Origin of the sequence: Chryseobacterium carnipullorum (assembly GCF_900142785.1) — a bacterium.
Lineage (GTDB): Bacteria > Bacteroidota > Bacteroidia > Flavobacteriales > Weeksellaceae > Chryseobacterium > Chryseobacterium carnipullorum.
Window position 1 is genome coordinate 38,090 of the sequence record NZ_FRCD01000014.1, and the last position, 25,519, is coordinate 63,608.

Annotated in this window: 21 protein-coding genes; 9 read left to right on the forward strand and 12 right to left on the reverse strand. The window is 36.5% G+C overall.

Annotated features, from left to right (window positions below; genetic code table 11):
- Positions 1 to 241: 241 nt before the first annotated feature.
- A complete protein-coding gene (ggt, locus tag BUC06_RS15740; protein WP_073334974.1) occupies positions 242 to 1,930 on the forward strand; it encodes a gamma-glutamyltransferase in 1,689 nt (562 codons plus the stop codon).
- 314 nt (positions 1,931 to 2,244) lie between these two features.
- Entirely contained in the window at positions 2,245 to 3,525 is a 1,281-nt protein-coding gene (locus BUC06_RS15745) for a dicarboxylate/amino acid:cation symporter (RefSeq protein WP_073334975.1), read from the forward strand.
- 192 nt (positions 3,526 to 3,717) lie between these two features.
- Here the strand turns inward: BUC06_RS15745 and BUC06_RS15750 are convergent, their stop codons facing one another.
- The 7 genes from BUC06_RS15750 to BUC06_RS15780 form a co-directional block, all read right to left on the reverse strand.
- Positions 3,718 to 4,569: a diacylglycerol/lipid kinase family protein gene (locus BUC06_RS15750; protein ID WP_073335083.1), complete on the reverse strand. Its 852-nt coding sequence runs from the start codon at positions 4,567 to 4,569 to the stop codon at positions 3,718 to 3,720.
- 43 nt (positions 4,570 to 4,612) lie between these two features.
- On the reverse strand, positions 4,613 to 5,437 hold the full coding sequence (locus tag BUC06_RS15755) for an RsiV family protein (RefSeq protein WP_073335084.1): 825 nt from the start codon (positions 5,435 to 5,437) through the stop codon (positions 4,613 to 4,615).
- Between the two features lie 89 nt (positions 5,438 to 5,526).
- Positions 5,527 to 7,464 (reverse strand): transglutaminase-like domain-containing protein, encoded by a 1,938-nt coding sequence (locus BUC06_RS15760; RefSeq protein ID WP_073334976.1) that lies wholly within the window; start codon positions 7,462 to 7,464, stop codon positions 5,527 to 5,529.
- Positions 7,465 to 7,472: 8 nt separating this feature from the next.
- Positions 7,473 to 9,365, reverse strand: a complete 1,893-nt coding sequence (locus BUC06_RS15765; protein WP_073334977.1) for a DUF3857 domain-containing protein — start codon at positions 9,363 to 9,365, stop codon at positions 7,473 to 7,475.
- A gap of 262 nt (positions 9,366 to 9,627) precedes the next feature.
- Positions 9,628 to 10,008: a DUF5684 domain-containing protein gene (locus BUC06_RS15770; RefSeq protein WP_073334978.1), complete on the reverse strand. Its 381-nt coding sequence runs from the start codon at positions 10,006 to 10,008 to the stop codon at positions 9,628 to 9,630.
- 113 nt (positions 10,009 to 10,121) lie between these two features.
- Positions 10,122 to 12,056, reverse strand: coding sequence for a DNA topoisomerase (ATP-hydrolyzing) subunit B (gyrB, locus tag BUC06_RS15775; protein ID WP_073334979.1), 1,935 nt, complete (start codon positions 12,054 to 12,056; stop codon positions 10,122 to 10,124).
- Between the two features lie 207 nt (positions 12,057 to 12,263).
- Positions 12,264 to 12,695, reverse strand: a complete 432-nt coding sequence (locus tag BUC06_RS15780; RefSeq protein ID WP_073334980.1) for a helix-turn-helix transcriptional regulator — start codon at positions 12,693 to 12,695, stop codon at positions 12,264 to 12,266.
- 258 nt (positions 12,696 to 12,953) lie between these two features.
- On the opposite strand from BUC06_RS15780, the gene BUC06_RS15785 reads away from it, so the two are divergent.
- A complete protein-coding gene (locus BUC06_RS15785) occupies positions 12,954 to 14,297 on the forward strand; it encodes a cytochrome ubiquinol oxidase subunit I (protein WP_073335085.1) in 1,344 nt (447 codons plus the stop codon).
- The gene (locus tag BUC06_RS15790) at positions 14,294 to 15,298 is read left to right on the forward strand and encodes a cytochrome d ubiquinol oxidase subunit II (protein ID WP_073334981.1); all 1,005 of its coding nucleotides are present in this window, start codon (positions 14,294 to 14,296) and stop codon (positions 15,296 to 15,298) included. The genes BUC06_RS15785 and BUC06_RS15790 overlap by 4 nt, the downstream gene beginning before the upstream one ends.
- A 99-nt stretch (positions 15,299 to 15,397) precedes the next feature.
- On the opposite strand, the gene BUC06_RS15795 is transcribed toward BUC06_RS15790, so the two are convergent.
- The 5 genes from BUC06_RS15795 to BUC06_RS15815 form a co-directional block, all read right to left on the reverse strand.
- Positions 15,398 to 16,864, reverse strand: coding sequence for a T9SS type A sorting domain-containing protein (locus tag BUC06_RS15795; protein WP_073334982.1), 1,467 nt, complete (start codon positions 16,862 to 16,864; stop codon positions 15,398 to 15,400).
- A gap of 107 nt (positions 16,865 to 16,971) precedes the next feature.
- Entirely contained in the window at positions 16,972 to 18,669 is a 1,698-nt protein-coding gene (lysS, locus tag BUC06_RS15800) for a lysine--tRNA ligase (RefSeq protein ID WP_073334983.1), read from the reverse strand.
- Positions 18,670 to 18,887: 218 nt separating this feature from the next.
- Positions 18,888 to 19,814 (reverse strand): 23S rRNA (adenine(1618)-N(6))-methyltransferase RlmF, encoded by a 927-nt coding sequence (gene rlmF / locus BUC06_RS15805; protein ID WP_073334984.1) that lies wholly within the window; start codon positions 19,812 to 19,814, stop codon positions 18,888 to 18,890.
- Between the two features lie 2 nt (positions 19,815 to 19,816).
- The gene (locus tag BUC06_RS15810) at positions 19,817 to 20,191 is read right to left on the reverse strand and encodes a c-type cytochrome (RefSeq protein ID WP_073334985.1); all 375 of its coding nucleotides are present in this window, start codon (positions 20,189 to 20,191) and stop codon (positions 19,817 to 19,819) included.
- The gene (locus BUC06_RS15815) at positions 20,191 to 20,415 is read right to left on the reverse strand and encodes a hypothetical protein (protein ID WP_073335086.1); all 225 of its coding nucleotides are present in this window, start codon (positions 20,413 to 20,415) and stop codon (positions 20,191 to 20,193) included. Before BUC06_RS15815 ends, BUC06_RS15810 begins: the two co-directional genes overlap by 1 nt.
- A gap of 350 nt (positions 20,416 to 20,765) precedes the next feature.
- Between BUC06_RS15815 and BUC06_RS15820 the strand changes: the two genes are divergently transcribed.
- The 5 genes from BUC06_RS15820 (at position 20,766) to trpD (ending at position 25,513) form a co-directional block, all read left to right on the forward strand.
- The gene (locus tag BUC06_RS15820; RefSeq protein WP_139263378.1) at positions 20,766 to 21,335 is read left to right on the forward strand and encodes a hypothetical protein; all 570 of its coding nucleotides are present in this window, start codon (positions 20,766 to 20,768) and stop codon (positions 21,333 to 21,335) included.
- A gap of 74 nt (positions 21,336 to 21,409) precedes the next feature.
- Positions 21,410 to 22,051: a hypothetical protein gene (locus BUC06_RS15825; RefSeq protein WP_073334987.1), complete on the forward strand. Its 642-nt coding sequence runs from the start codon at positions 21,410 to 21,412 to the stop codon at positions 22,049 to 22,051.
- Between the two features lie 253 nt (positions 22,052 to 22,304).
- The gene (locus BUC06_RS15830) at positions 22,305 to 23,729 is read left to right on the forward strand and encodes an anthranilate synthase component I family protein (protein ID WP_073334988.1); all 1,425 of its coding nucleotides are present in this window, start codon (positions 22,305 to 22,307) and stop codon (positions 23,727 to 23,729) included.
- Between the two features lie 53 nt (positions 23,730 to 23,782).
- Positions 23,783 to 24,391: an anthranilate synthase component II gene (locus tag BUC06_RS15835; RefSeq protein WP_073334989.1), complete on the forward strand. Its 609-nt coding sequence runs from the start codon at positions 23,783 to 23,785 to the stop codon at positions 24,389 to 24,391.
- Between the two features lie 132 nt (positions 24,392 to 24,523).
- Positions 24,524 to 25,513, forward strand: a complete 990-nt coding sequence (gene trpD, locus BUC06_RS15840) for an anthranilate phosphoribosyltransferase (protein ID WP_073335087.1) — start codon at positions 24,524 to 24,526, stop codon at positions 25,511 to 25,513.
- Positions 25,514 to 25,519 lie beyond the last annotated feature (6 nt).

Here is a 25,519-nt window from a genome sequence, read left to right on the forward strand (position 1 = left end):
AAAAAATCAAGCTTATCATAATAAAAAAGGTGCGCTAAAAAAACAGGTATTCACATCAGCCAGAAAAGAAGTATTATTTACAAGAAATCAATGATAATGATCATTCCATAAAAACTTCTCAATCATACCTTGCCTTACCTTTTATTTCTCTATTAATACTATCAGACGTAAATATTCCACCCGATTAATCTGCAACTGTTTACATTAAAAAATTAGCTATTTTTGTGTTAAACAAAATCTTATGAAGAAGTTTTTCATTGCGGCAGTTCTGTTGGCAGGTAATGCCTACTGGGCTCAGTTTACGGCTTTCAATATTGTAAAAGAAGTAAAAGTAAAAAATAAAGGTGTGGTCGTATCTGCCCATCCACTTGCCAGCGAAGCCGGAACACAGATTATGAAAATGGGAGGAAATGCCTACGATGCTGTTGTTGCTACACAGTACGCTCTCGCTGTAGTGTATCCTCAGGCTGGAAATATCGGTGGCGGTGGTTTTTTGGTAGGGGTTAAAAATAATGGTGAAAAATTTACACTCGACTACAGGGAAACAGCTCCGAAAAAGGCGTCCCGGGATATGTATGTAGATAAAAACGGAAAGGCGAACACGGATCTTTCTCAATATGGAAGACTGGCTGTAGGTATTCCGGGAAGTATTTCCGGTTTTTTTGCCACTCTGAAATATTGTAAACTTCCGATGGACAAAATCATTCAGCCAGCGATTGATTTGGCGGAAAAAGGATTTGCCATCACTGAAATGGAAGCCGAAATGCTGAATACCCATAAAGAGAAATTCCTTAAAAACAATACCTCTTCCATCGCTTTTGTAAAAGATACCCCATGGAAAGCCGGCGATATTTTAGTTCAGAAAGAACTGGCTGAAACGCTAAGATTAATTCAGAAACAGGGAGAAAAGGGTTTTTATGAAGGAAAAACGGCCAATCTGATGGTTTCTGAGATGAAAAAAGGCAACGGAATCATTACCCTGGATGACCTTAAAAATTATAAGACCGCAGAAAGGAAACCGCTGGAATTTGATTATAAAGGAAACCGTGTGGTTACCATGCCTCTTCCATCAAGCGGAGGAGTATTACTTGCCCAAATGCTGACAATGGCGGGTTATGAAAACCTTGAAAAATACCAGCAGAATTCAACGGAGGCTGTACAGATCATGACTGAAGCTGAAAGAAGAGCGTTTGCAGACAGGGCAGAATACATGGGTGACCCCGACTTCATTGAAGACAAAACTGCTTACCTTACTTCTGACGCTTATTTAAAAAACAGATGGAAAAGTTTCAGCTTCAGCAAAGCAACGCCAAGTTCTGAAGTTGGAAAAATTATCTCGCAGCCGAATGAATCAACACAGACTACTCATATTTCTGTGATAGACAAAGATGGAAATACCGCTTCTGTAACAACTACTCTCAACGGATATTACGGAAGTAAAGTGGTGGTTTCAGGAGCCGGATTCTTTCTTAATAATGAGATGGATGATTTTTCCATTAAACCTGGAGTTCCCAACATGTTTGGAGCTGTAGGCGGAGAAGCCAATTCTATCAGGCCTAATAAAAGAATGCTTTCTTCGATGACTCCAACGATCCTGCTTAAAAACGGCAAACCGTATATGGTCGTTGGAACACCGGGTGGAACCACGATTCCAACTTCTGTTTACCAGTCTATCGTCAATGTGGTAGATTTTAAACTGAATGCGAATATCTCCGTCAATGCACCAAAATTTCACCATCAGTGGCTTCCGGAAAAGATTACGGTAGAAAATAATTTTCCTGAAAGTACGATCACAGCGCTTAAAAATAAAAACTATGTGATTGAAAAAATAAAATACATCGGAAAAACAGAACTGATCCTGATGGACGACAATGGAAATATCCATGCGGTGGCCGATGGCCGTGGCGATGATTCTGTTGCAGTCGAGTAATTGAGATATAAAACTCTAACACCTGCGCTTCGACTTCGCTCATCATAATACACCTTACTATCAAAGTTGCCATGTTGAGCCAAGTCGAAGCATTTTTCATTAATTAAGCTAAAATTAATTTTTACAGGAAAAATTTCTACACATCACCCATAAAAACTATAAATATCAATTATACACCTTAAAAAATAACAAAATCTACTTTAACAACTCTTTTTACTATTATCATTTTCTTTGCTAAAATCTTCAATTAAACTGACATTCACCATGAGTTAAGATAAAAATTCTTAATTTCCTGTCTTTAAAATTAAAAAAAATTGAAAACGAAAACAATCTACCAGCAGCTTTATTTTCAGGTGATTATTGCGATAACAGCGGGTATATTATTAGGACGGTTTTATCCTGAACTGGGTGAAAAAATGAAGCCACTGGGCGACGGATTCATTAAATTGGTGAAAATGATCATTGCTCCGGTGATCTTTATTACCCTAACCTTAGGAATTGCTCATATGACTGACCTTAAAAAAGTAGGTCGTATCGCAGTAAAGGCAATGATTTATTTCTTTACGTTTTCCACTCTGGCTCTGATTATCGGATTGATTGTAGGAAACCTTTTACAGCCCGGACATGGCTTGAATGTAGACCCTGCTACCCTATCCGGCGATGTTTCGCAATACCAGCAAAAAGCTCATGATACTACCCTGACAGGTTTTATCATGAATATCATTCCTGAAACGTTATTCAGTCCACTAGTGGGTGAAAATATACTTCAGGTTCTTCTGGTTGCGATACTTATGGGTGTTGCTCTGGTTTTAACCAAAGAAAAAAGCCAGAAAGTAACTGATTTCCTGCAGGATCTTTCTACACCGATTTTTAAAATTGTTCATATGCTGATGAAGCTGGCACCGATCGGCGCATTTGGTGCGATGGCATTCACTATCGGTAAATATGGTCTGCATTCGGTATTGAATCTTATCTTTTTGGTAGGAACATTTTATATTACTTCTATTCTGTTTGTGGTCATCGTTTTAGGATCGGTAGCTTGGTATAATGGATTCAGTATTTTTAAGCTGATGTTTTATCTGAAAGAGGAACTTTTATTGGTTTTAGGAACAAGCTCATCAGAATCAGCACTTCCGGGAATTATGGAAAAGCTTGAAAAAGCGGGTTGTTCAAGAGCTATTGTAGGGCTTGTAGTTCCTACCGGATACTCATTTAATCTGGACGGTACCAATATTTATATGACTCTGGCTTCTTTATTTATCGCTCAGGCTCTGAATATCCATTTGCCTCTTGATAAACAATTGATGCTGCTTTTGGTCGCCATGTTAAGTTCAAAAGGTGCCGCAGGAGTTACAGGAGCAGGATTCGTGACATTGGCAGCAACATTAGCCGTTGTTCCTGAAATCCCGATCGCGGGGATGACTTTGATTCTGGGAATCGATAAATTCATGAGTGAATGCAGAGCTTTAACCAATGTGATCGGGAATTCTGTAGCGACGGTAGTCGTAGCGAACTGGGAAAAACAACTGGATAAAAAGCAGTTACAGTATTGTCTTGATCATCCTGCTGAAATTGAGAAGAAACTGGAGGTCTGATACTTTTGGAAGAATTCTCCCGAAAATCTAAAGGTTGATTTTAGCTTTGGTTAAGCGTAAAGGCTCAAGTTTTCTCGTAAAAAGAGTTTATTTTAAGGCAAAAGAAAACCGAATGGGAATTGTTATTTTAATAAAAATGATTCCCTTTTTTTGAGATTGCTTCGGAGCTTTGCTCCTCGCAATGACCTTAGTCTACACTAAAATATTCAGACTGGCAGGCAAGACTTTCACATGCACAGGTGATTCTATTGTATTAAACTCACCGTCAAGATGCCAGTTTTTGGTGGTTACTTTAAAAGAAATTTCTGAAACGGGAAGATAGGTCACATATTCATCATCCTTCAATCTTTTGGTGAACATCCTGAAAGCAAAAAGCGCTGAATAGGTCAGCGGAAATTTTTTCACCAGAACCATATCTACCAGCCCGTCGCTTTTACTTGCATTGGGAGCAATGTAGGCATTATTTCCAAACTGGCGTGTATTGGCAATATTCAACATCAGATATCTTCCGTTATACTGCTGGTAAGCTTCATCTAAAAACTGAACTTTGATGGGTTTATAATTAAAGAATGTCTTTAAGGACACTTTGATGTAATTTTTGAATCCGCGGCTCGTTTTTTCAAACTCTTTGACTACTTTTCCATCAAATCCGGTTCCTGAAACGTTGATCGACAGTCTCCCATTAACGGTAAAAGTATCAATCTTTCTGTATGCTTTGGCTTTAATCTTTTCCAGAAGCTCATCTAAATTCTTATTAAATTTAGTTTCATTGGAAAAACCATTCCCTGATCCCGCAGGAAATATGGCCAGAATTTTATCGGTATTAATCAGTTTCCTGGCTACGGTAGAGATCGTTCCGTCACCACCGATGGCCACAAAGATATCTACCTTGTCAAAATGTTCCTTAATAAAATCATCTGTCCCCGGAATAGATTCAGAGATATAATACAAAGGATTGTCAACCTTTTTTTTAAGTTCGTCAAGAAACGGCTGATAATTTTTTTTGGCCGAAAAGGGATTAATGATAAAAGCTGCTTTTTCCATTACCGCAAAAATAGAAAATGCTTCCTGATCCGGAAGCATTAATTTACTTTATTTTCATTCTTTCTTTAAATTCTTCTTTCAGTGTGCCCTTCAGTTCGTCCCACGAAACCGGAATCACAATATCTCCGGCAGCAAAAGCAGCGATCTCATAAGGACTGTAATGGAAATACAGGTTTTTCTGATCAAAATAAAAATTATTTGTGGCCGGAATGACGTCTACCAAAAGCATTTCAGAATTGTTTACATCCCCGTCACTGTCTGTTGTTCCGCTATTTTCTTTATTGAGATTCTTCATCAACAAAGCTTCAAGTTTGTCTTTTGGCATTGAAGTGATGTCTTTGAGCTCCAGTTTTCTATTATTTTTAAGGTCAAAAACCCTTTCTGAAAATCCAAAATTATCATGTGCTCCACCTTGATAGGCACTGGATACATATTCGATGTGCATAAAATCATGATCAGTGGAGACCAGATTCATTTGAGAATTTGCATACCAGCTCTGGGCATATGAAATATCTGAAAGCCAGTCTTTACTGTCTGTTTTAACGGACTTGAAATATTCGTTTTTATCCTTATCAAGATAAGCTTCGATTCCTTTTTTAGAAAAATCTTTGATTCCCTGATGATGAAAATAAATACTGTCGAGCAGAGTCTTGTCCTTAAGGGTTGGAAAAACGAGCATTCTGGAAGTGAAACGTACAGTGAGAGAATCTGCTATTTTTACAGAGTCATTGACTTTAACGGAATCTACCACAAGTTTTTCAGGCTGCAAGGCTTCTGTTTTATCAGCAGCAGCAGTATTTTCACCTTTTTTACATGCTGATAAAGCAATAAGAGAAGAAACTGCCAGAACGGCAATTGTATTTTTCATAATTTTAATTTTTGATAGTAATGCAAAAACCATTCAAAAAATGAATGGTTTTGCAAATTTTCTTTTTAATATGAAATTCTAAATGATTTTTATGATTTTCTAACCAGACTTATGACCTGATTTTCACTTTTTGAAGCGGTTCCCCAAATCTGTTTGAATGCAGGATAATATTCTTTAGGATAATCCGGACTAGCCGTTTTTATAGTGGAGATGACTTCAAGTTTGTTGCCTTTCTGCTCAGCAACATAACTGTATTCAATTTCTTTATCATCTGTAACAATTTTTTTATTTTTAGGCATCGTTTCTATCACATAGCCTTCCGGTATTTCCAAAATTACTTTTTTCACTTTAGTAAATGAAGAAATAAAATCGATGGGATATTTTCTTTCATCTGCCTGATCAAATTCGTTGGAACTTTTGCTTAAAAACAGCATAGGATTGATGATCATTTTCTTTCCTACTTTATCAATCAGATTGTCTGAGGAAAATTTCATGGTGCTTTCAAAATCTCCGTTTTCCAAAATTTTAGAATCAATTCCTGTAAAATCTATTGAATAATTTTCTTTGTACTGTTTCTTATATTTTTCAGCATTTTCATCATAACTTTCTTTGACAGCCATTGCGTATGAACCGGTATCTTTATCTGAATAGGTTCCGGAAATACTGCCGTCATCGTTGATCTTTGCTTCTGTGGTAAGGTAATTGAAACTGGTTGTGGCATTTCCCATCTGCATTAACAATGCTTTATCTTTAGCGACGAGCACACCGTACTGATTCCAGTCTCTAGGGGGAAGATTATTCATAGAAGACTGTTTTGAGGTGGCATCATAGAGGTTGAATCCTTCCTTTATTTTAACGGCTGCAATCACAAAATTCATTCCTACAATACTTGGAGAAACCAGGTTGATCAAACCGTTGTCTGTTGTAGAAATAAGAAGCGGCTCTGCTTTCAATCCGGCTTCTCTGAGCATCATGATGAGGAAAAGGTTGATTTCAGCAGCATTTCCTGTTTTGGTTTCTAATAGTTTTTTGATTCCGTTTTCGGTATAGATTCCCCGGTCTTTGTTCCAGGTGAATGTATTTTTCACATAATTAAAGATAGCGTCTGCTTTTTCTGCGTCAGATTTCAACCCAGAAACTGTCGCAGGCATATTTTCTTTAGCCAGTTTTGTTTTTTTGAGTTCGTCGCCAAAATCTTCGTCTTTATAGAGTTTTTCTTTGATTTCCTCCCATGAAGAAGAATGCATCTTCAACTGTCCAAAATTGGAAGAATGAAGTTCTGCACTTATTTTTGTACGGTAATTCCTGTCATTCTTTACAAATTTTTCCGTTTTGAATCCTTTCAGGTTTTCGTAGGCGAATCTATACGTTTTAAACAAGGTTCCATACATTGTCTTGTCCTCTACCATCCTGTATTTTGGAGTTAATGAACCTGTATAATTTACATTGTAAGCCACGTAGGAAGGGGAATCCAGAATATATTCCACATATTTTGAAGGGGTATCAGATTCTATGACAATCTGCGGTATTGAATATAAAAACGGAGATAAAACTTCATATTGATATTCTATGACGGAACCGTTTTTTACATTAGGAAAAGCAAATTTCGTTATGGTTGTATATTTGCTTTCTTTACTCTTATATTTTGAGCTTTTATCAACCTTTGTTGCTGCTGCAGCACCATTTTCAAGATTATATACAAAAGCCTTCATCTTATTCAGAAGCTCTTCATCACCAGCGGAGTTTTTATGCAATGGAATCTCAAGATTCAACCAGTCTTCTGCTTTATCTTTATCATAAATCTTTACTCTGTAAAAAACATTTTTGCGAAGATCTCCCGTTGAATTATCAATCGCAAAATGTACAGATTTATAAATGATTTCTGCAGGTGCATTCTCATCAAGAGAGGACTTTGTTTTCGTCAAATCAGCATTGTCAAATTTGGGAGGATCCAAAAATTCATGTTTCTGACCGTTGACACCAATCAAAACTCCTGAAAAGAAGGCTGTTAAAAATATTTTTTTCATAATTATGCTTAAATTTTAGTCAATAAGATTTTAGAGTTATCACCGTTTAAGGTCTTTTTTCTGAAGCTGACATAGTCGTTATACTTTTCTTTTGGAAATATTCCTTTGTTTACTTTAATGAATCGGGTTACTTTTAATGATTCTCCGTTTTTCAAAACACTAAGCTTATAGGTTCCAAATTCAGAATTGACGGTCACATTTTCCGGAACCTCATCAATTTTATAGTTCTTAGGAATGATAAAGTCGATTTCATATTCATCTTCAAAGGATTGCCCCACTTCAAAAGGCAACTCCCTGTTCTCATCTGATTTATAATAATTATTGGTAAAAATGGGAACTGCTCTAAAAATCAAATTCTCCCCTGTTGTTTTAGAATAATTATTTGCTTTAAAATCCATAGTGAATTTTACTACTGCATGGTCTTTATCGTTGACAAAGTCTTTCATTTCCACTTTTTCAAAATTCAGGACATCAAACCTCTTTTTCATTGCTTCAATTCTTTCTTTTGGCGACAGATAAGTATAAGGCAGATTATTATCGTACTGGCTTCCGGTGTAAGCAAACTGAATTTCTCCATTGATGCTGTTGTCTTCCGTAAGATTAATTTTTAAGATCTGTTTTTCTCTATTTTGCTCGGCTGTGTATGTTGGAGTATTGATAAGTTCAATTCCTTTTTTGGTTACAGCAAGAACATTTCTATCCGTAGTCGAGTAATCTAAATGGTTAAAGGCAGTCTGCTGTGACGTATTTTCCAGCCAGATATTTCCTTTTTCAGTGGGCACCATCAGAATCGCATGATTTCCTCCCATCGATGGAAAGTCCGGATCAAAGGAAATCTGGGATGAGCTTGAATTGATGACACAATAATGCGATGGAATTCCTGCCTCATTCAGCAAGGTTTTCATATAATTGGTCAGTCCTTTACAGTCTCCATACCCTTTTTTTTGTACTTCCTCAGGAAACATAGGAAGCCACCCTCCTATTCCCAGCCCTACAAATATATACCTGGTTTTCGACTGCATATACTGATATAGTTTCTTTACTTTATCCTCTGTTGACCCTGCGAGTTTCAAGGCAGCTACCTCAGCTTTAATTGCAGGAGTAGATGCAGAAACCGGCTCCACAAGATTAGTATAATACCAGGTTCCAAAATCTGTCCAGTTGTTCAGAGTTCCCTGCTTACCTTCCAGATTGAATTTAGACAGAGCAAAACTTACTTTCGGTAATATTTTTTCAGGCTTAGGTAGCATAAGGACATCATCAATAGCCGGAACATTCTTGTAGGAATAGGTCTTTTCATTCCCATTATCTGCAATAGAAACTGAGGTGTAATTATATTTTGACGGATAGGTTTTGGTTCTGAGGTCAATCCCGGATTTATTGATTATTTTAAACTGGGCTTCTTCCAAAGATTCGTTTGGAGAAGAAAAAGGCACAAAATCAGGAATGAAAATGGTATTCTCATCTGTTCTTTGGTAAGAAAAATCAACGGTGTACGGATAATAGGCGGAAGTATAAGACAATGCTAAAATCCTGTTATCTGAATAAAAAACGCCTTGAGCATTATTAGCAAAGTCTCCAAAATCAGATTTTGAAAAACTTTTTACTTTTTTCCCGGATTCATCATAAACAGTAACTTTCACATCAGAAATGTTATCTCCTTTTTTGTAGGGGATATAAATGAGTGCTTTAGAATCACCATCTTTATTTAAAACTGTCGTTACTGTATTGTATTGGTATTTAATTTCATCGATTTTATTGATTAGAACTGTTGTAAAGTCCTTTCTGACCACAACATCAGCATTTTTCTTTAAGTTTTCTGGGATGGCAGAAACCGGATAGGTTTGTGCGAAATATATAGAGGCAGTAGACAGAGCACCTATAACTAAAATTTTCATCATGGTTATTAAAATTGAGCAAAAATAATAAAATCTTAATAAATGTTAATTTTTTATTTTAATATAAATACTTATGACACAGAAAAAGCTTCACCAATACAATATTTTTAAATACATTTTTACTATAATATCTCTCTAAATAAGGATTTTTTGTAATTTTTTCGCAAAATTCATTTTTCAGAATTACGATATTAATTATTTTCAACTACAGAGTAAAACACAAAAAAAAGACTCCATTGCTGAAGTCTTGTATTATTTTTATTACTTACTGATCATTTGGGATTCTGCTACTATCGTATTTATCGTTACTGAAACCAAGAACCGGGACGAAAATAAAGCCGAAGAAAAACAAAAGAATGGTATAAACCGGGGTATCTTTTCCAAAAGCTTTTGCTAATCTGTCATTAACCACCCATGAGGCATAAAGGTTAACGAAAGGGATTAGGAATAAGATGAACCACCAGATCGGCTTTTTAACAATATCCAGCAGTACAATGATATGATAGATCGGAACAAAAGCTGCCCATGCATCTTCTCTTCCCGCTTTCTGAAATATTTTATACATACAGTATCCATAAAATAAATAGATGAGCAATCCGAAGATCATAGAGCCCATTCCCAGTCTTGCAGCAGCGGCACCAGACATTGCATCAACCCCTTCATAAGGGATTGTTTGTATTATTTTTTATTGGTTTGCACCAAATATAAAAAAAAGCTTCTAATAAATAGAAGCTTTTCTCAATATATTTTTAATAACAATTATGCATCAATCTTAGCATATTTTGCATTTTTCTCGATAAACTCTCTCCTTGGTGGAACCTCATCTCCCATCAACATTGAGAATATACTGTCCGCCTCTACGGCATTGTCAATCGTTACCTGTTTCAGGATTCTGTGTTCAGGATTTAGAGTTGTTTCCCAAAGCTGTTCAGGATTCATTTCCCCAAGACCCTTATAACGCTGAACCTCTACTCCTTTTCCGTCCGGAGCCATTTCTAAAGTAAATTCTTCACGCTCTTTTTCGTTATAAGCATATACTTTTTTGTTTCCTTTCTTCAATAGATATAAAGGAGGTTGAGCAATATAGATATATCCGTTCTCAATAAGTTCTTTCATAAATCTGAAGAAGAACGTAAGAATCAGAGTCGAAATGTGAGATCCGTCAATATCGGCATCGGTCATGATCACTACTTTATGATATCTCAGTTTAGCCATATTCAGGGCCTTACTGTCTTCTTCAGTTCCTACAGAAACTCCAAGAGCGGTGTAGATATTTTTAATTTCCTCGTTGTCATATACTTTATGAAGCATTGATTTTTCAACGTTCAGAATTTTACCTCTCAATGGTAAAATAGCCTGGAAATGTCTGTCTCTACCCTGCTTAGCCGTACCACCTGCGGAATCTCCCTCTACCAAGAACAATTCAGATTCTGCCGGATCTTTGGATGAACAGTCAGATAGTTTCCCCGGAAGTCCGGAACCTCCCATTGGAGATTTTCTCTGAACCATTTCACGGGCTTTCTTCGCTGCCTGTCTTGCTTTTGCTGCTAAAACTACTTTTTGAACAATAATTTTCGCTTCATTAGGGTTTTCTTCTAAGAAATTAGAAAGCATTTCCCCTACAATTTTATCTACAGCCCCTGAAACTTCAGAGTTTCCTAATTTGGTCTTGGTCTGTCCTTCAAACTGAGGCTCCATTACTTTTACAGAAATCACAGCTGTTAATCCTTCACGGAAGTCATCTCCTGTAATTTCTACCTTTTCTTTTTGTGGAATTCCTAAATCATCAGCATACTTTTTCAATGTTCTTGTCAAAGCACGTCTGAAACCCGCAAGGTGAGTTCCCCCTTCATGCGTGTTGATATTGTTTACATAAGAGTGAAGGTTCTCGCTGAATGACGTGTTGTAACGCATGGCAACTTCTACCGGAATATCATCTCTTTCTGCTTCCATGAAGATTACATTCTCCATGATCGATTCTCTGTTTCCGTCGATAAATTCAACAAATTCCTTCAAACCACCTTCAGAATGGAAAACTTCCGTTGGGAATGATCCGTCATCGTTAGGCGTTCTTTCATCAATTAGCGTAATCGTAATTCCTTTGTTAAGGAAAGCCAGTTCACGTAATCTGGTGGCAAGCGTATCATAGTTATAAACCGTTTCCTGAAAAATGGTAGCATCCGGCTGAAAGAAAACTTCTGTTCCTCTTTCGTCGGTAGTTCCAATTTCCGCAACATCTGCAAGGGCTTTACCTTCTGAATATTTTTGTTGATATAATTTACCGTTAAGGCTTACTGTAGCCACCAATAAAGTGGAAAGCGCGTTCACACACGATACCCCCACTCCGTGAAGACCTCCGGATACTTTGTAAGAATCTTTATCAAATTTTCCTCCTGCTCCAATTTTAGTCATGACAACCTCTAGAGCCGATTTTTGTTCTTTTTCGTGAAAATCTACAGGAATCCCTCTACCGTTATCTTTTACAGAGATGCTTTCTCCTTCGTGGATGGTTACCAGAATGGTATCGCAATACCCTGCCAAAGCCTCATCAATAGAGTTATCTACTACTTCATAAACCAAATGATGAAGACCTCTTACTCCTACATCTCCAATGTACATTGATGGTCTTAGTCGAACGTGTTCCATCCCTTCTAAGGCTTGGATACTACTAGCTGTATATTGTTTTTGACTCATATAAAATTAATAAATTTTGCCTAATGCAAAGACCTACAAATATCGTGATTTTTTTCGACTTATGAAAGTTAAAATATGTCAAAAAAGGATTGTTTTCAATATAAAAAAGCAGACCTTGGCCTGCTCTATTTTTGATGGTTCCTGTACCAACGAACTTTATGTTTTTCAGGATCAATTTTTTATCATTTTAAATGATCATCGTGACCTTTACTTCTTTTCGATCAATTTTTCAAGTCTCCCGAACATATCATCCTTCTCCTTCAGCATTCTTTCGTACAAAGCAATTTTTTCATCATATAATTCCACAATTTTATCAATAGGATTGAATGTAGGCTGAAAATTAAAAAAAGCTGGTTGCTGACAATTATCAAAAGAGGCTGTATTTGAAATTATACTGATTGCTTGCTCTTCATCAAAATTCTCAATAGCTTCAGCAGGAACTTTGAGAATACCCGCAACTTTTGCTACAATATCGGCTTCTACAGTTTCCTTCTGCTCAAGGAGTGAAATCTTCTTCTGGTTCCAGTCCTCCCCAAGTTCAAAAGCCAGTGCTTCCTGCTTAATGCCGAGCATTTCTCTGAAACGCTTGATATTTCGTCCCTGATGTATTTTTTTATTTTGCATATCTGTGTCAATCATAATAACAAATATAAAGTTTTAGGGCAGAAAAATAAAACTCCTCTTCAAAATAAATTATATTCTAAAACATCCTTTATTTTAAGTAAAATATCCTTTGCAGCAAGACATTAAAAATAATCCATTTCAAAGTAGAAATAAAGAACTTCTAACACACAAAAAGGTTTAAAGTTATGATCTATTTCTTAAACGTCAACTGTATTAAATCATATTATACATCCGTATTTTATGCTTAAATTTATTTACTCAAAAGTTGATAATATGGATGATTTTATTGCAGCCCGCGCGCAGATGGCCCTGTCGCTGGGCTTTCATATCATTTTCGCCTGTGTGGGAATGGTAATGCCCTTCTTAATGGCCTTTGCCCACTGGAAATATCTTAAAACCAATAATGAAGTATATAAAGGCCTTACTAAGGCATGGAGTAAAGGCGTAGCGATCCTCTTTGCTACCGGTGCGGTTTCAGGAACGATGCTTTCGTTCGAACTTGGGCTTCTGTGGCCGGGATTTATGAAACATGCAGGACCGATCTTCGGAATGCCGTTTTCTTTAGAGGGAACTGCATTTTTTATTGAAGCGATTGCCATCGGGTTCTTTTTATACGGTTGGGATAAATTTAATAAATGGTTCCATTGGTTCTGCGGATTTCTTGTGGGATTAAGCGGCCTGGCTTCGGGTATTCTCGTGGTAGCTGCCAATGCGTGGATGAATTCACCTGCAGGATTTGATTATATCAACGGACAATATGTCAATATAGATCCTATTAAAGCAATGTTCAACGATGCTTGGTTTCCTCAGGCGCTTCATATGACGGTGGCGGCATTCTGCGCTACAGGATTTGTTGTTGCAGGGGTTCACGCTTTTTTAATCATGAAGAAAAAGAATGTGGAATTCCATACGAAAGCGTTCAGGATTGCGGCCGGATTTGCCTTAATCGGGGCGTTTGGAGCACCATTAAGTGGTGATGTTGCTGCAAAATCTGTTGCAGAGAGACAGCCGATTAAACTTGCCGCAATGGAAGCCCACTTTGAAACGGAGAAAGGAGCACCTTTTATTATCGGAGGGATTCCTGATGAGGAAAAAGGAGAAGTGAAATATGCCATTAAAATTCCAAAAGTATTAAGCTTTTTAGTGAGCAACGATTTCAATCATGAAGTCAAGGGATTAAATGATTTCCCAAGAGACGAATGGCCTCCGGTAGCGGTTGTTCATTATGCTTTCCAGATCATGATCTTCTTCGGGGTTGTGATGATCTGTATTGGAAGTATCTATCTCTATTCTTTCTTCTTCAAAAAGGAATGGCTGAATAAAAACTGGCTTTTAAAAACCTTTCTGATTGCAACGCCTTTTGGATATATTGCCCTGGAAGCAGGATGGACGGTGACCGAGGTGGGAAGACAACCATGGATCATCTATGGAGTCATGAGAACAATTGATGCGGTGACGCCTATGCCAGGAATTCAGTACTCTTTTTACTTTTTCACCGCTATTTTCGTGTCATTATCACTGATTATTATCTTTCTTCTAAGGAGACAGATTCAGATGGTACCGAAACTTTACGATCCTACAGACGCTCAGTTTAACGATAAAAACAAAAAATCATGATCTACGTTGTTATAGGTTTTCTATGGCTTTCTATCTGCCTGTATATTATTCTGGGCGGCGCTGATTTCGGAGCCGGAATAGTAGAACTTTTCACGCATAAAAAAGCGCGTCACAAAACCCAGGAGCTTATGTATGAATCGATAGCGCCTGTATGGGAAGCTAATCATATGTGGCTGATTATTGCGATCGTAATTCTTTTTGTGGGATTTCCGGAGATCTACACAACAATGTCCACCTACCTTCATATTCCCCTGGTGTTGATGCTTTTAGGCATTATTGCCAGAGGAACCGCATTTACATTTAGGCATTATGATGCCGTAAAAGATAATATGCAGGTCGTGTACACACAGATATTTTACTACGCAAGCCTGCTTACTCCATTTTTCTTAGGATTGATTGCAGCCGCTACGGTTTCTCATTCCATCAATCCTGATGCTGTAGGATTTGTAGACTTATATATTTTCAGCTGGTTAAACTGGTTTGGTGTTTCGGTTGGACTGTTTACTGTGGCGCTATGCGCTTACCTTGCCTCTATCTTTTCATTAAGAGAAACCCGTGACAAAGCTGACCTTACATTGATGATCAAAAAATCGAGACAGACAATGGTTTTTGTAGTGATCACAGGGGTGCTGGTATTTTTTACAGCTTATATCTCCGACATTCCTCTTGTGATGTGGGTATTTTCCAAACCATTAGGGGTCATGGCAATTTCCTTTGCGACAGTAGCTTTAGCATTGATTCTCCGTGCCCTCCATCAGCGAAAACTGCTTCCTGTAAGAGCACTGGCCGGCTTTCAGATGGTAATGATCCTGGTTGCAGCTACCTATCAACATAATCCTGATATTATTTTATTAGGAAATGGACAACATCTTTCATTACTAGAACATAGGGCGCCACCAAAAACAATTGATGCATTAGGATGGGCATTAATGCTTGGTTCTCTGTTTATTCTGCCGTTTTTGTTTTATCTGATGGCTTCGTTTAGCAGGCAGAGAAAATGAGTATTTGATACCGTAAGATATAAACGATCCAATTATAAAAAATAAACCAATACAGAATGATTCTGTATTGGTTTATTTTTTACAGCTATGTCCTATTGCCTAATTTTTAATTCCTTTTTTAGAAACTACTTTGTTGGATTGCATGGTAATTTTAATCATGTAAACACCCCTTTCTAAAGCAGAAGTATCTAATGTAGAATTTTTACCTTCCAAAACCAGACGTCCAGTTTCGTCGTAAATCTCTATAGATTTTATTTTTTCTTTCGAGTTGAAATTAAGTTCGTTTTGGAAAGGGTTGATAAACTGAAGCGATTCTTTTGTTTCTATATTTTCTGAAGTAGAAAGCGTTGCATTGGAAATGATATATCTAGAAATCTTGTTCTCAGCAAAGGCATATAAATAATTATCTTTAACTTTTAAAACCAAATTTTTATAAAAATTATTAGTATTATAAAAAATTTGAAATATATGGTGAAGATTATTATTAATTGTAGTTGGATTCCCTGAATAATCGTAACTCATAAGTTCAAATTTTTGATCTCCAGTTGCATTATCAAAACTAGAAAAAAGTATAAAAATATAATTTTGATATAATATAGGATCATTTACTGTAACTATATAATCGTCTCCATTAAATGTATGAAAAGAAGGATAATTTATTACTCCATTTACACCAAAACTAGTATCCAAAATACCAGCAGCGTTGGTACGAGTAAGCTGTCCAGCCATTCCAACTCCACTCATTGTACCGTCGGTATTATGTATAAATAAGGCATTACTTTGAGGCACGTATGCACTTCCAAGAGAATAAATAGGAGAGGTTAAAGTGCCATAAAAATATGAATTCCCATTTTGCCCATAAGACAAGTCTAAATTACCTGTCGTGATATTTATTTTTCTAATGTATGCAGGTAGATTATCAACATCTAACACAACTTCATACAAAAAATTTTGATCAAAATATTTAAGACCACCAGGATTGTTTAAAGTGAACTCTAATGATGAATCAAGAGCTACAACTCCATTATTTCCATAAGTTGTATCTGGAGCTCCTGTTGATAAATATTTTTTTATATTTTGCGGATTTCTTGCAATTATTTTACCATCTGGAAGAACTATTTTATAGTGCGATAAATCATTGTTAGCTAAAGGAGTATTAACATTTCCAAATCCTGTATCTTGCAATCCGTTAGAAAAATATTTTTCTCCGGAATCTAAGTAAAATTTATTCGTGTCTGCATAGAAGTTATTAGAATTATAATTTGTTGTTGGGACGGTAACCTCTCCGTTAGTTCCAAATGTTGCATCTAAGCTCCCATTATGGTTAAGTCTGTAAAATTTTCGACCAACCAAACTTCCAGAAGCATCATAAATTGGTTGATTAACAAACAGTTTATTACCTTGAAATATAGGCGCATTGTAATGAGACAAATGGTAACTGGAAATATCGGTTGTTCCTAATTGTACAGTCCCGTTATTCCCGAAACTTACATCTTTTGTAAGAGTAATTTGTGCGGAACATAATGCACAAAAAAAGGCGAAGCCTGTTGTAGTAATTTTTTTCATCAAAATTTGTGTTTTTTTTTGAATGCAAATATAGATTAATTCTTTATGTTGGGAACAAAAAAAAGCGAACTTACGTTCACTTTTCTAAACTTAAAATATTTTTTATTTTAAGCCAGTTTAATCATAAGGACATCCTCAATCTTATCCACTTTTACCAAATTATTTTTAGTCAAAGTCTTTGATGCTTTATCCCATTTTTTACCGGATAACTGGCTTCTTTCTTTTACTTCAGCTAATGTAAATGGCTCTTCCTGAGAATTAAGGATCTCAAGGATTACTTTTTCATCTTCACCCAATTCAATCTGAGGAACCGTTTTTTCCGGTCTCATCTGAGGGAAGAATAAAACTTCCTGGATCGATGCATTGTTTGTAAGGAACATGATCAGTCTGTCCATCCCGATTCCTAATCCGGAAGTTGGAGGCATACCGTATTCCAATGCTCTTAAGAAATCCTGGTCGATGAACATTGCTTCGTCATCTCCTCTTTCAGATAAAGCCATTTGGGATTCAAAACGTTCTCTCTGATCAATAGGGTCATTTAACTCGGAATATGCGTTGGCAATCTCCTTTCCGCAAACCATTAATTCAAAACGCTCTGTTAAGCCTTCCTTGCTCCTGTGTTTCTTTGTCAATGGAGACATTTCGATCGGATAATCTGTAATGAATGTCGGCTGGATGAAGTTTCCTTCACACTTTTCACCGAAGATCTCATCAATTAATTTTCCTTTCCCCATTGTTTCGTTCACGTCAATTCCGATAGATTTAGCAAAATCAAACAGTTCCTGTTCAGTTTTCCTGGTGATATCGAAACCTGTATATTTTTGAATGGCTTCTGTCATGGAAACTCTTGGATAAGGCGCTTTCCAGTTGATGGTATGTTCTCCAAAAGTAGATTCTGAACTTCCATTCACCTGATTCGCACAGAATTCAAGAAGTTTTTCCGTGAAATCCATCATCCAGTTGTAGTCTTTGTACGCTACATAAATCTCCATCGCTGTAAATTCAGGATTGTGGGTTCTGTCCATCCCTTCATTTCTGAAGTTTTTAGAGAACTCATAAACTCCGTCAAAACCTCCAACGATCAGTCTTTTCAGATATAGTTCGTTAGCGATTCTTAAATATAATGGAATATCTAAAGCATTATGGTGTGTGATAAACGGTTTTGCTGCCGCTCCTCCTGGAATCGATTGCAAAATAGGGGTTTCTACCTCAAAATATCCCGCATCATTGAAGAAAGTTCTCATCGCATTGAACATTTTTGTTCTTTTTACGAAGATCTCTTTCACCTGCGGATTCACCGTTAAATCTACATATCGCTGTCTGTATCTCAGTTCAGGATCTGTAAATCCGTCGTGTACTACTCCATTTTCATCAGTTTTAGCCTGAGGAAGCGGACGAAGCGCTTTAGTAAGAAGCGTAAAGTTCTTTACTAAAATCGTCATTTCTCCTACCTGAGTAGTGAATAAAGTTCCTTCAATACCAATAATATCCCCGATGTCCAAAAGGTGCTTATACACTTCATTGTACAATTCTTTATCATCACCAGGACAGATCTCGTCTCTATTGAAATAAACCTGGATCTTACCCTTAGAGTCCTGCAATTCAGCAAAAGAAGCCTTTCCCTGAATTCTGCGGGACATCAATCTACCAGCGATCTTCACCTGTTTATTCTCAGAAAAATCCTGTTTTATAGATTCTGTAGTATCTGTAATGGTATACTCTTCCGCAGGGAATGCGTTAATTCCCATTTCAGTAAGCTTATTCAGCTTTTCTCTTCTAATGATTTCTTGTTCTGATAATTGCATTTCTTATTTTTCTAAAAGCGTACAAATTTAGGCATTTTTGGTGATTTGTCAATGATGATTTGTGAATTTGCTTCGCAGTGAATGGTTTAGCGGATATTACTACCGGATGAAACGTGAATTGGGAATTTGCTATGCGGTCTATTTCTTAGCAGGTTAAAAGTGAATGGTCAATTGTGAATATGCTTCGCCGTGATTTTTTTTTAATTCATCATTGAATTTTAAAGCCAATCTTTCAGGTCCCGTTGAGGAATAAACGACCATGCCAGCATTCTGCTTACTTTTTGGCCCTGAGCCATATCAATGGTTTTGATCTCTAAGGCTTTGACTTTCTTTAAAAGTGTGGTGAGTTTGTATAGGCTATCTTTTTTAGATACTAAACAGGTAAACCAAAGGACCTGTGAGGAGTACTGTGCGCTTTCCTGAATCATTTTTGTGATAAAAGCAATTTCACCGCCTTCACACCACAATTCAGACCGTTGCCCGCCAAAATTAAGTAAAGGCTTTTTAGCCTTTGATTTATTAATATTCTTTGTCTTTCTAAGGTTTCCTTTCAGAGCAGATTCTTCGGAATCATGGAAAGGAGGATTACACATTGAAAAGGCAAAACGGTCTCCATCCTCAATAATATTTTTGAAGATATGATTGGGATCAGGCTGCTGTTTTAATTGAATAAAAGGCAATAAATCCGTATTGTGATCTAAAATACGTTGTGCATTTTCCAAAGAAGACTGATTGATATCTGTTCCCAGCATTTTCCAGCCATAAGATCTTTGAGCCAGTAAAGGATATACAAGATTTGCCCCTGTTCCGATATCCAAACCTGATATAGAAGCTCCGGTAGGGATTTTATTCTGATGTTCTGTTAAAAGATCTGCAATATAGTGCACATAATCTGCGCGTCCCGGAATAGGAGGACAAAGATTGGCTTCGGGGATATCCCAGTTTTTAATGTTATAAAAATGTAAGAGTAATGCCTGATTAAGAAGCTTAACCGCTTTCGGAAGGCTAAAATTAATGGTAGCCGTTTGGTAAGCATTAACAAAAACATAGTGTTTCAGTTCTGGCACACAAGAAATAAGCTGATCAAAATCATAGGGATTGCGATGCAGATTTCTTGTGTGCAGACTTGATTTTTCAGTAGTCATATTTATTTTTTCTGACTCAAAATATATTCTACCATTTTTTTAGCATCTTCTTTAGACACCTGTGGATGAGGAGCCATCGGAACGCCTCCCCAAACTCCGCTTCCGCCTTCTATAATCTTCGAGGCCAGCATTTCAATATCCTTATCAGAATATTTTTCTGCAATCTCTTTGTAAGAAGGTCCTATCATTCTCTCATTGACGGCATGGCACCCTGAACAGTCTAATGTTTCAATGATCTGATCACCTGAAAGATTAGTCTTTACCGGTTCCGAAACAGCGGATGTTTCAGAGGGTACATCTTGTGCCTCCGTATTTTCTTTTTTAGAACAGGAAAGGATTAACAATCCCACAGCTCCTGCCAAAAGGAGTTTTTTCATTATTTTTTTGCTGCAGTAGAATCTGTTTTAGCCGCTTCAGGAGTAGCTGGTGCAGGAGTTGTTGCAGCAGCCGGAGCAGCTTTCTTCGCTGTTGAGTCTACTACAGTGGTAGTTTCAGGCTCTTCAAGCATCGTGTTGCTATCCTGTAATGTATGATCTGGTTTCTTAGAACAGTTTACGACTAATAAACTTCCAATGAATGCAATTGCTAATACTTTTCTCATTATTTTTTCTATAAAATTTAGACAAAAATATAAAAAATAAACTTTGGAATTAATGATATTTCCCCACTTCATTATATTTCCCTACATTAAAATCATCCAAAGCTCATCGGGACTATCGATAAAAGATATTATTTTCAGATACCGGCCTTACAAAATACCAAATAAACAATTGAATAACAATATCTTAATAATCCTAACATACTAATCTAAAACAGTATAGTGCAAATAGAAATTTTTCCTGCACTGGTAATATTCCTGTTGAGACTATATTGTAAAATTTAAATCTGAATTAAAAAACAGACTTATTTTCCCATCATTTTTTTTAAATTAGTTTATTCAACAGCTCACAAATGAATAATAATAGTATAGACGAACGATCAAACAGGCGGCTTATTTTGGTTTTGTTCATTTTAAGTTTTATACTCCTGTTTCTTTCAGTTAAATATTCATTATTTAAACTGCCAAGCACAAAGAGCATAACTGAAATCAAAGGTATTTTAAAGGAAACTGAAATCAATAAAGGAAGAAGAGGAAGTAAAAGCTTAACAATTAAATTAAATGAGTATCCTGAAATCAATTTTATGATTGGCACTATAGCCATAAAACAAACATACCTCCAAGAATTCATGAATGAAAATAAATCAGGTGATTCAATTGTTCTTTTTATTGAAAATAAGGAGTATAAAAGGAAGATATTAAAGTCTGAAAAAATTCCGTTCCCAGAAAACTATTTATACAAAGATAATATAGGCATTGTAGAAATCCATAACAAAAACACTGAATATTTATCTTTAAATAATTACAATAAAGAACATCGGGACAATAATTATTTAGCGATTGTATTTTTTGGTGGATTCGGACTGTTGATGCTGTTTGTAGGAATAAAAGGAGTAAAATACTATAATACAAATTTTCGATAAGCAGATTACATTTGCTCAATCTGTTTTTATCCGCTGAAATTGTTTAATTTAGTAAAAAACAATTACGGATTCCCATGATTTTCATCTCTAAAATTCTGTTTTTCACCAGCCATCACGGTTTTTACACGGTGATCTTATTGTTTATATTTTTCGGGCTGCTTTCTTTTGTCACCAAAAAAGCATGGTTTCTTGCTCCTATCATCCCTTTAGCTATTCTGAATGGTTTTGCAGGACAATACCTTAACGCTTGGTTTTTAAACAAATACGGCGTTGAAAGTACCGCTATTATCACTTCTGATGTAGAAACAAATTCCACATTGAATAACATGTATATTCATGATTATGAAGCCATTGTAAAGAAACAGGATGGAAAATACACGACAACTTTTTTTTCCACTACTACTGCGACGATTTACCCTATCAGAAATTCAATCAGAATCCCTAGTCAAAAGGATCTTCCTGTAAAATATATTCCCGGATATGAAAAAAACATAGTCATGCTTTATGACCAATCTATAGAGGGGAAAATTTTATTAGAATATGAAAAACTAGCTCCAGTGAATTCTGCAAAAATTAAGTATGAAGCAGATCTCAAGAATAAAGAATTTATTGAAGAATATATTGCCGCCCTTAAAGATTATGTAAAAAAATATGACAATGAACAGTACAAAGTAAAAATTAAAGAATTAAAAGCAGAGCTGAAACACCTTAAATAACGGATTTTCGTTTTAAGTTTTTTAATTTTCTATATTTTTCTTGTTTTAATAATAAAAAAATTTCTACATTTGTCCCATGTTTAATATGAGCAACAATATTTGGTGGTGGCTTTCAAACTCTTCGTCGGGTCTGGAGGTATTTTCATGTTGCTAAAGATAGAGCAGAATAATTAAAATACACAATATATAGGCTTTGACGGATTCCGTTGAAGCCTTTTTTTTATTTAATCCAAAACAAAAAAATACAAGTAAGATGTCCATTCAAAAAATTAAAATAAAGACAGATTCTAAAAAAACATTGGGAGACCTTTATACTCCGATGAATATCTATCTTCAGATCAGAGACAGATTCCGGGATACGATTCTTTTGGAAAGTTCAGATTCTAAAAATATTGACAATAACTTTTCATTTATTGCCGTGAATGCCGTTGCAGGAATTGAAGTGAAGAACCTTAGCGAGTTTGAAATCAAGCTCCCGGGTTCAGATCCTGTGAAACAACTGATCGGAGAACGTAATATTGCTGATATTTTTGATGATTTCCAAAGTGTTTTCGAATGTGAAACTACTCACGATCCTATTGAACAGACGGCTCAGAGCCTTTTTGGATACACTAGTTTTGAAGCGGTACAGTTCTTTGAAAACATCCATTTAAAACCACAGAGTCCTGAAGTAGAAATTCCTATTCTCCGTTACAGATTATACCAATATGTTATTGCTATTAATCATTACAATGATGAAATGCATATTATTGAAAATCAAATCCCCGGTTTAAAGTCCGAACTTTATCTGCTTGAAAATCTGATCAGAAATCAAAACACTCCGGTCTACCCTTTCGAGAAAACAGGCGATGAAACTTCTAATCTTACAGATGAAGAATATATTGAGCTGGTAAAAACTGCTCAGAAACACTGTATGCGGGGTGATGTTTTCCAACTGGTCCTAAGCAGACGATTTGAACAGAAATTCAAAGGAGACGAATTCAATGTGTACCGCGCGCTTAGAAATATCAATCCTTCCCCTTATCTTTTCTTTTTTGATTATGGGAACTACAAATTATTCGGATCAAGTCCTGAAAGCCAGTTAATTATTAAAGATCATAAAGCAATCATCCACCCTATTGCAGGAACATTCAAAAGAACCGGGCATCTGGAAACTGACCTTGAATCGATTGAAGCATTAAAAAATGATCCAAAAGAAAATGCGGAACACACGATGTTGGTAGACCTTGCCAGAAATGATCTTGGAAAATTAGGCAAAAATGTAACCGTTACCAAACTTAAAGAGATCCAACTCTTTTCCCACGTCATTCATATGGTAAGTGAAGTGACCGCTGACCTTCCGGAAAACATCAATCCTCTTGACATGGTGTCTGCAACTTTTCCTCAGGGAACTCTAAGCGGTGCACCTAAGCACAAAGCTCTTCAACTTATCGATCAATATGAAAAAGATTCCCGCGGGTATTATGGCGGATGTATCGGGATGATCGGATTAAACGGAACGTGCAACCAGGCGATTATGATCCGTACCTTTCTAAGCAGAAACAATACCCTTTATTATCAGGCGGGAGCAGGATTAGTGGCAAAATCTATCCCTGAAAATGAATTACAGGAAGTGAATAACAAATTGAATGCACTGAAAAAAGCGGTAGACAAAGCAGGCAAAATAGTGATGAGTTAAAAGTAATAACTGATCAATTAACAATTACTATCCAACAATTAAAAAAACAAAAAATGAGCAACAATATAAACCAACCATCAACATCTATTCAACTTAAAGTTCTGGTCTTTGATAACTACGACAGCTTTACATATAATCTGGTTCAAATCATTGAAAGAATTTTAAATCAAAAAGTAGATGTCGTAAGAAATGATCAGATCACGTTGGAAGAGATCGGGAAATATGACAAAATTATCCTTTCTCCAGGTCCTGGAATTCCAGAAGAAGCTGGAATATTACTGGAACTGATCAAAGAATATGCTCCTACTAAAAGTATTCTGGGCGTATGTCTCGGACAACAGGCTATTGCAGAAGCTTTCGGAGGAAACCTGATCAATCTTTCAGAAATTTTCCATGGTGTAGCCACTTCTGCTGAATTGGTTAAAGAAAACACTAAAATTTTCAAAAATCTGACTTCAGGAATGCAAGTAGGAAGATATCACAGCTGGGCAGTTAATCCGGAAGGTTTCCCGGAAGAGCTTGAAATCACAGCGGTGGATAAGGACGGAATGATCATGGCCCTGCAACACAAAACTTATGATGTACACGGAGTTCAGTTTCACCCGGAAAGCATTTTAACTCCTGATGGAGAAGTGATTATCAGAAATTTTTTGCTTAATTAAAATAAAGCTGGCAAGCGAAAGATTAAGAGAAACTCAATTTCAGTTGAGCACCGAAGCTTTAATTCAATTTGTTGACCATCAGTTATGAAACCAATAGAAAACGATTACCCGACAACCATAAAAACGCCACAAATGAAAGAAATACTACAATACCTGTTCAATCACCACACTTTGTCCAAATCTGAGGCAAAAGCAACGATGATCGAGATTGCTCAGAATAAATTTAATACTGCCGAGGTTACTGCTTTCATCAGTGTCTTTCTGATGCGGAATATTACTTTAAAAGAATTGGAAGGCTTCAGGGAAGCTCTATTACAGATGGCGGTTCCTGTACATCTTAACTCTGAAGATACCTTGGATATTGTTGGTACCGGAGGGGATGGGAAAAACACCATCAATATCTCAACACTGGCAAGCTTTGTAGTTGCCGGAGCTGGTCAGAAAGTTGCCAAACACGGAAATTACGGAGCATCTGCTACTACAGGATCATCAAATGTCATGGAAGAACTGGGGTATCAGTTCAAAAATAATTCAGACCAATTGAATGAGGATCTTGAGAAAGCCAACATCTGTTTTCTGCATGCTCCCTATTTTCATCCTGCCCTTCAGTCTGTGGGTGCCTTAAGGAAGGCTTTGGGGTTGAGAACATTTTTCAATCTTCTGGGCCCATTGGTAAATCCTGCCAAACCAAAATATTCGGTCATAGGAGTCTATAACATGGAAATTGCAAGGATCTATCAATACCTTCTGCAAAAAGAAGAACGGGAGTTTATTCTGGTTCATGGTTTGGACGGATATGATGAAATAAGCCTTACTCAGGACAGCAAGATCATTACGAAAATCGGGGAAGAGATTTATTCAGCAGAAGATCTTGGATTTGACTCGGTAAATCCGGAAAGTATACTAGGAGGCGAAACCCCGCAGGAGTCTGCAAAAATATTCAGAAATATTCTCGAAGGAAATGGCTCATTACAGCAAAATTCTGTAGTTCTTGCCAATGCCTCAACAGCTCTGTTCCATACCAAAAAATTCGGAAGCTACGAAGATTGTGTTTTAGCAGCCAAAGAAAGTCTTGAGAGTGGAAAAGCATTAAGAAGCCTTGAATTATTGATAAACAATTGATATTGT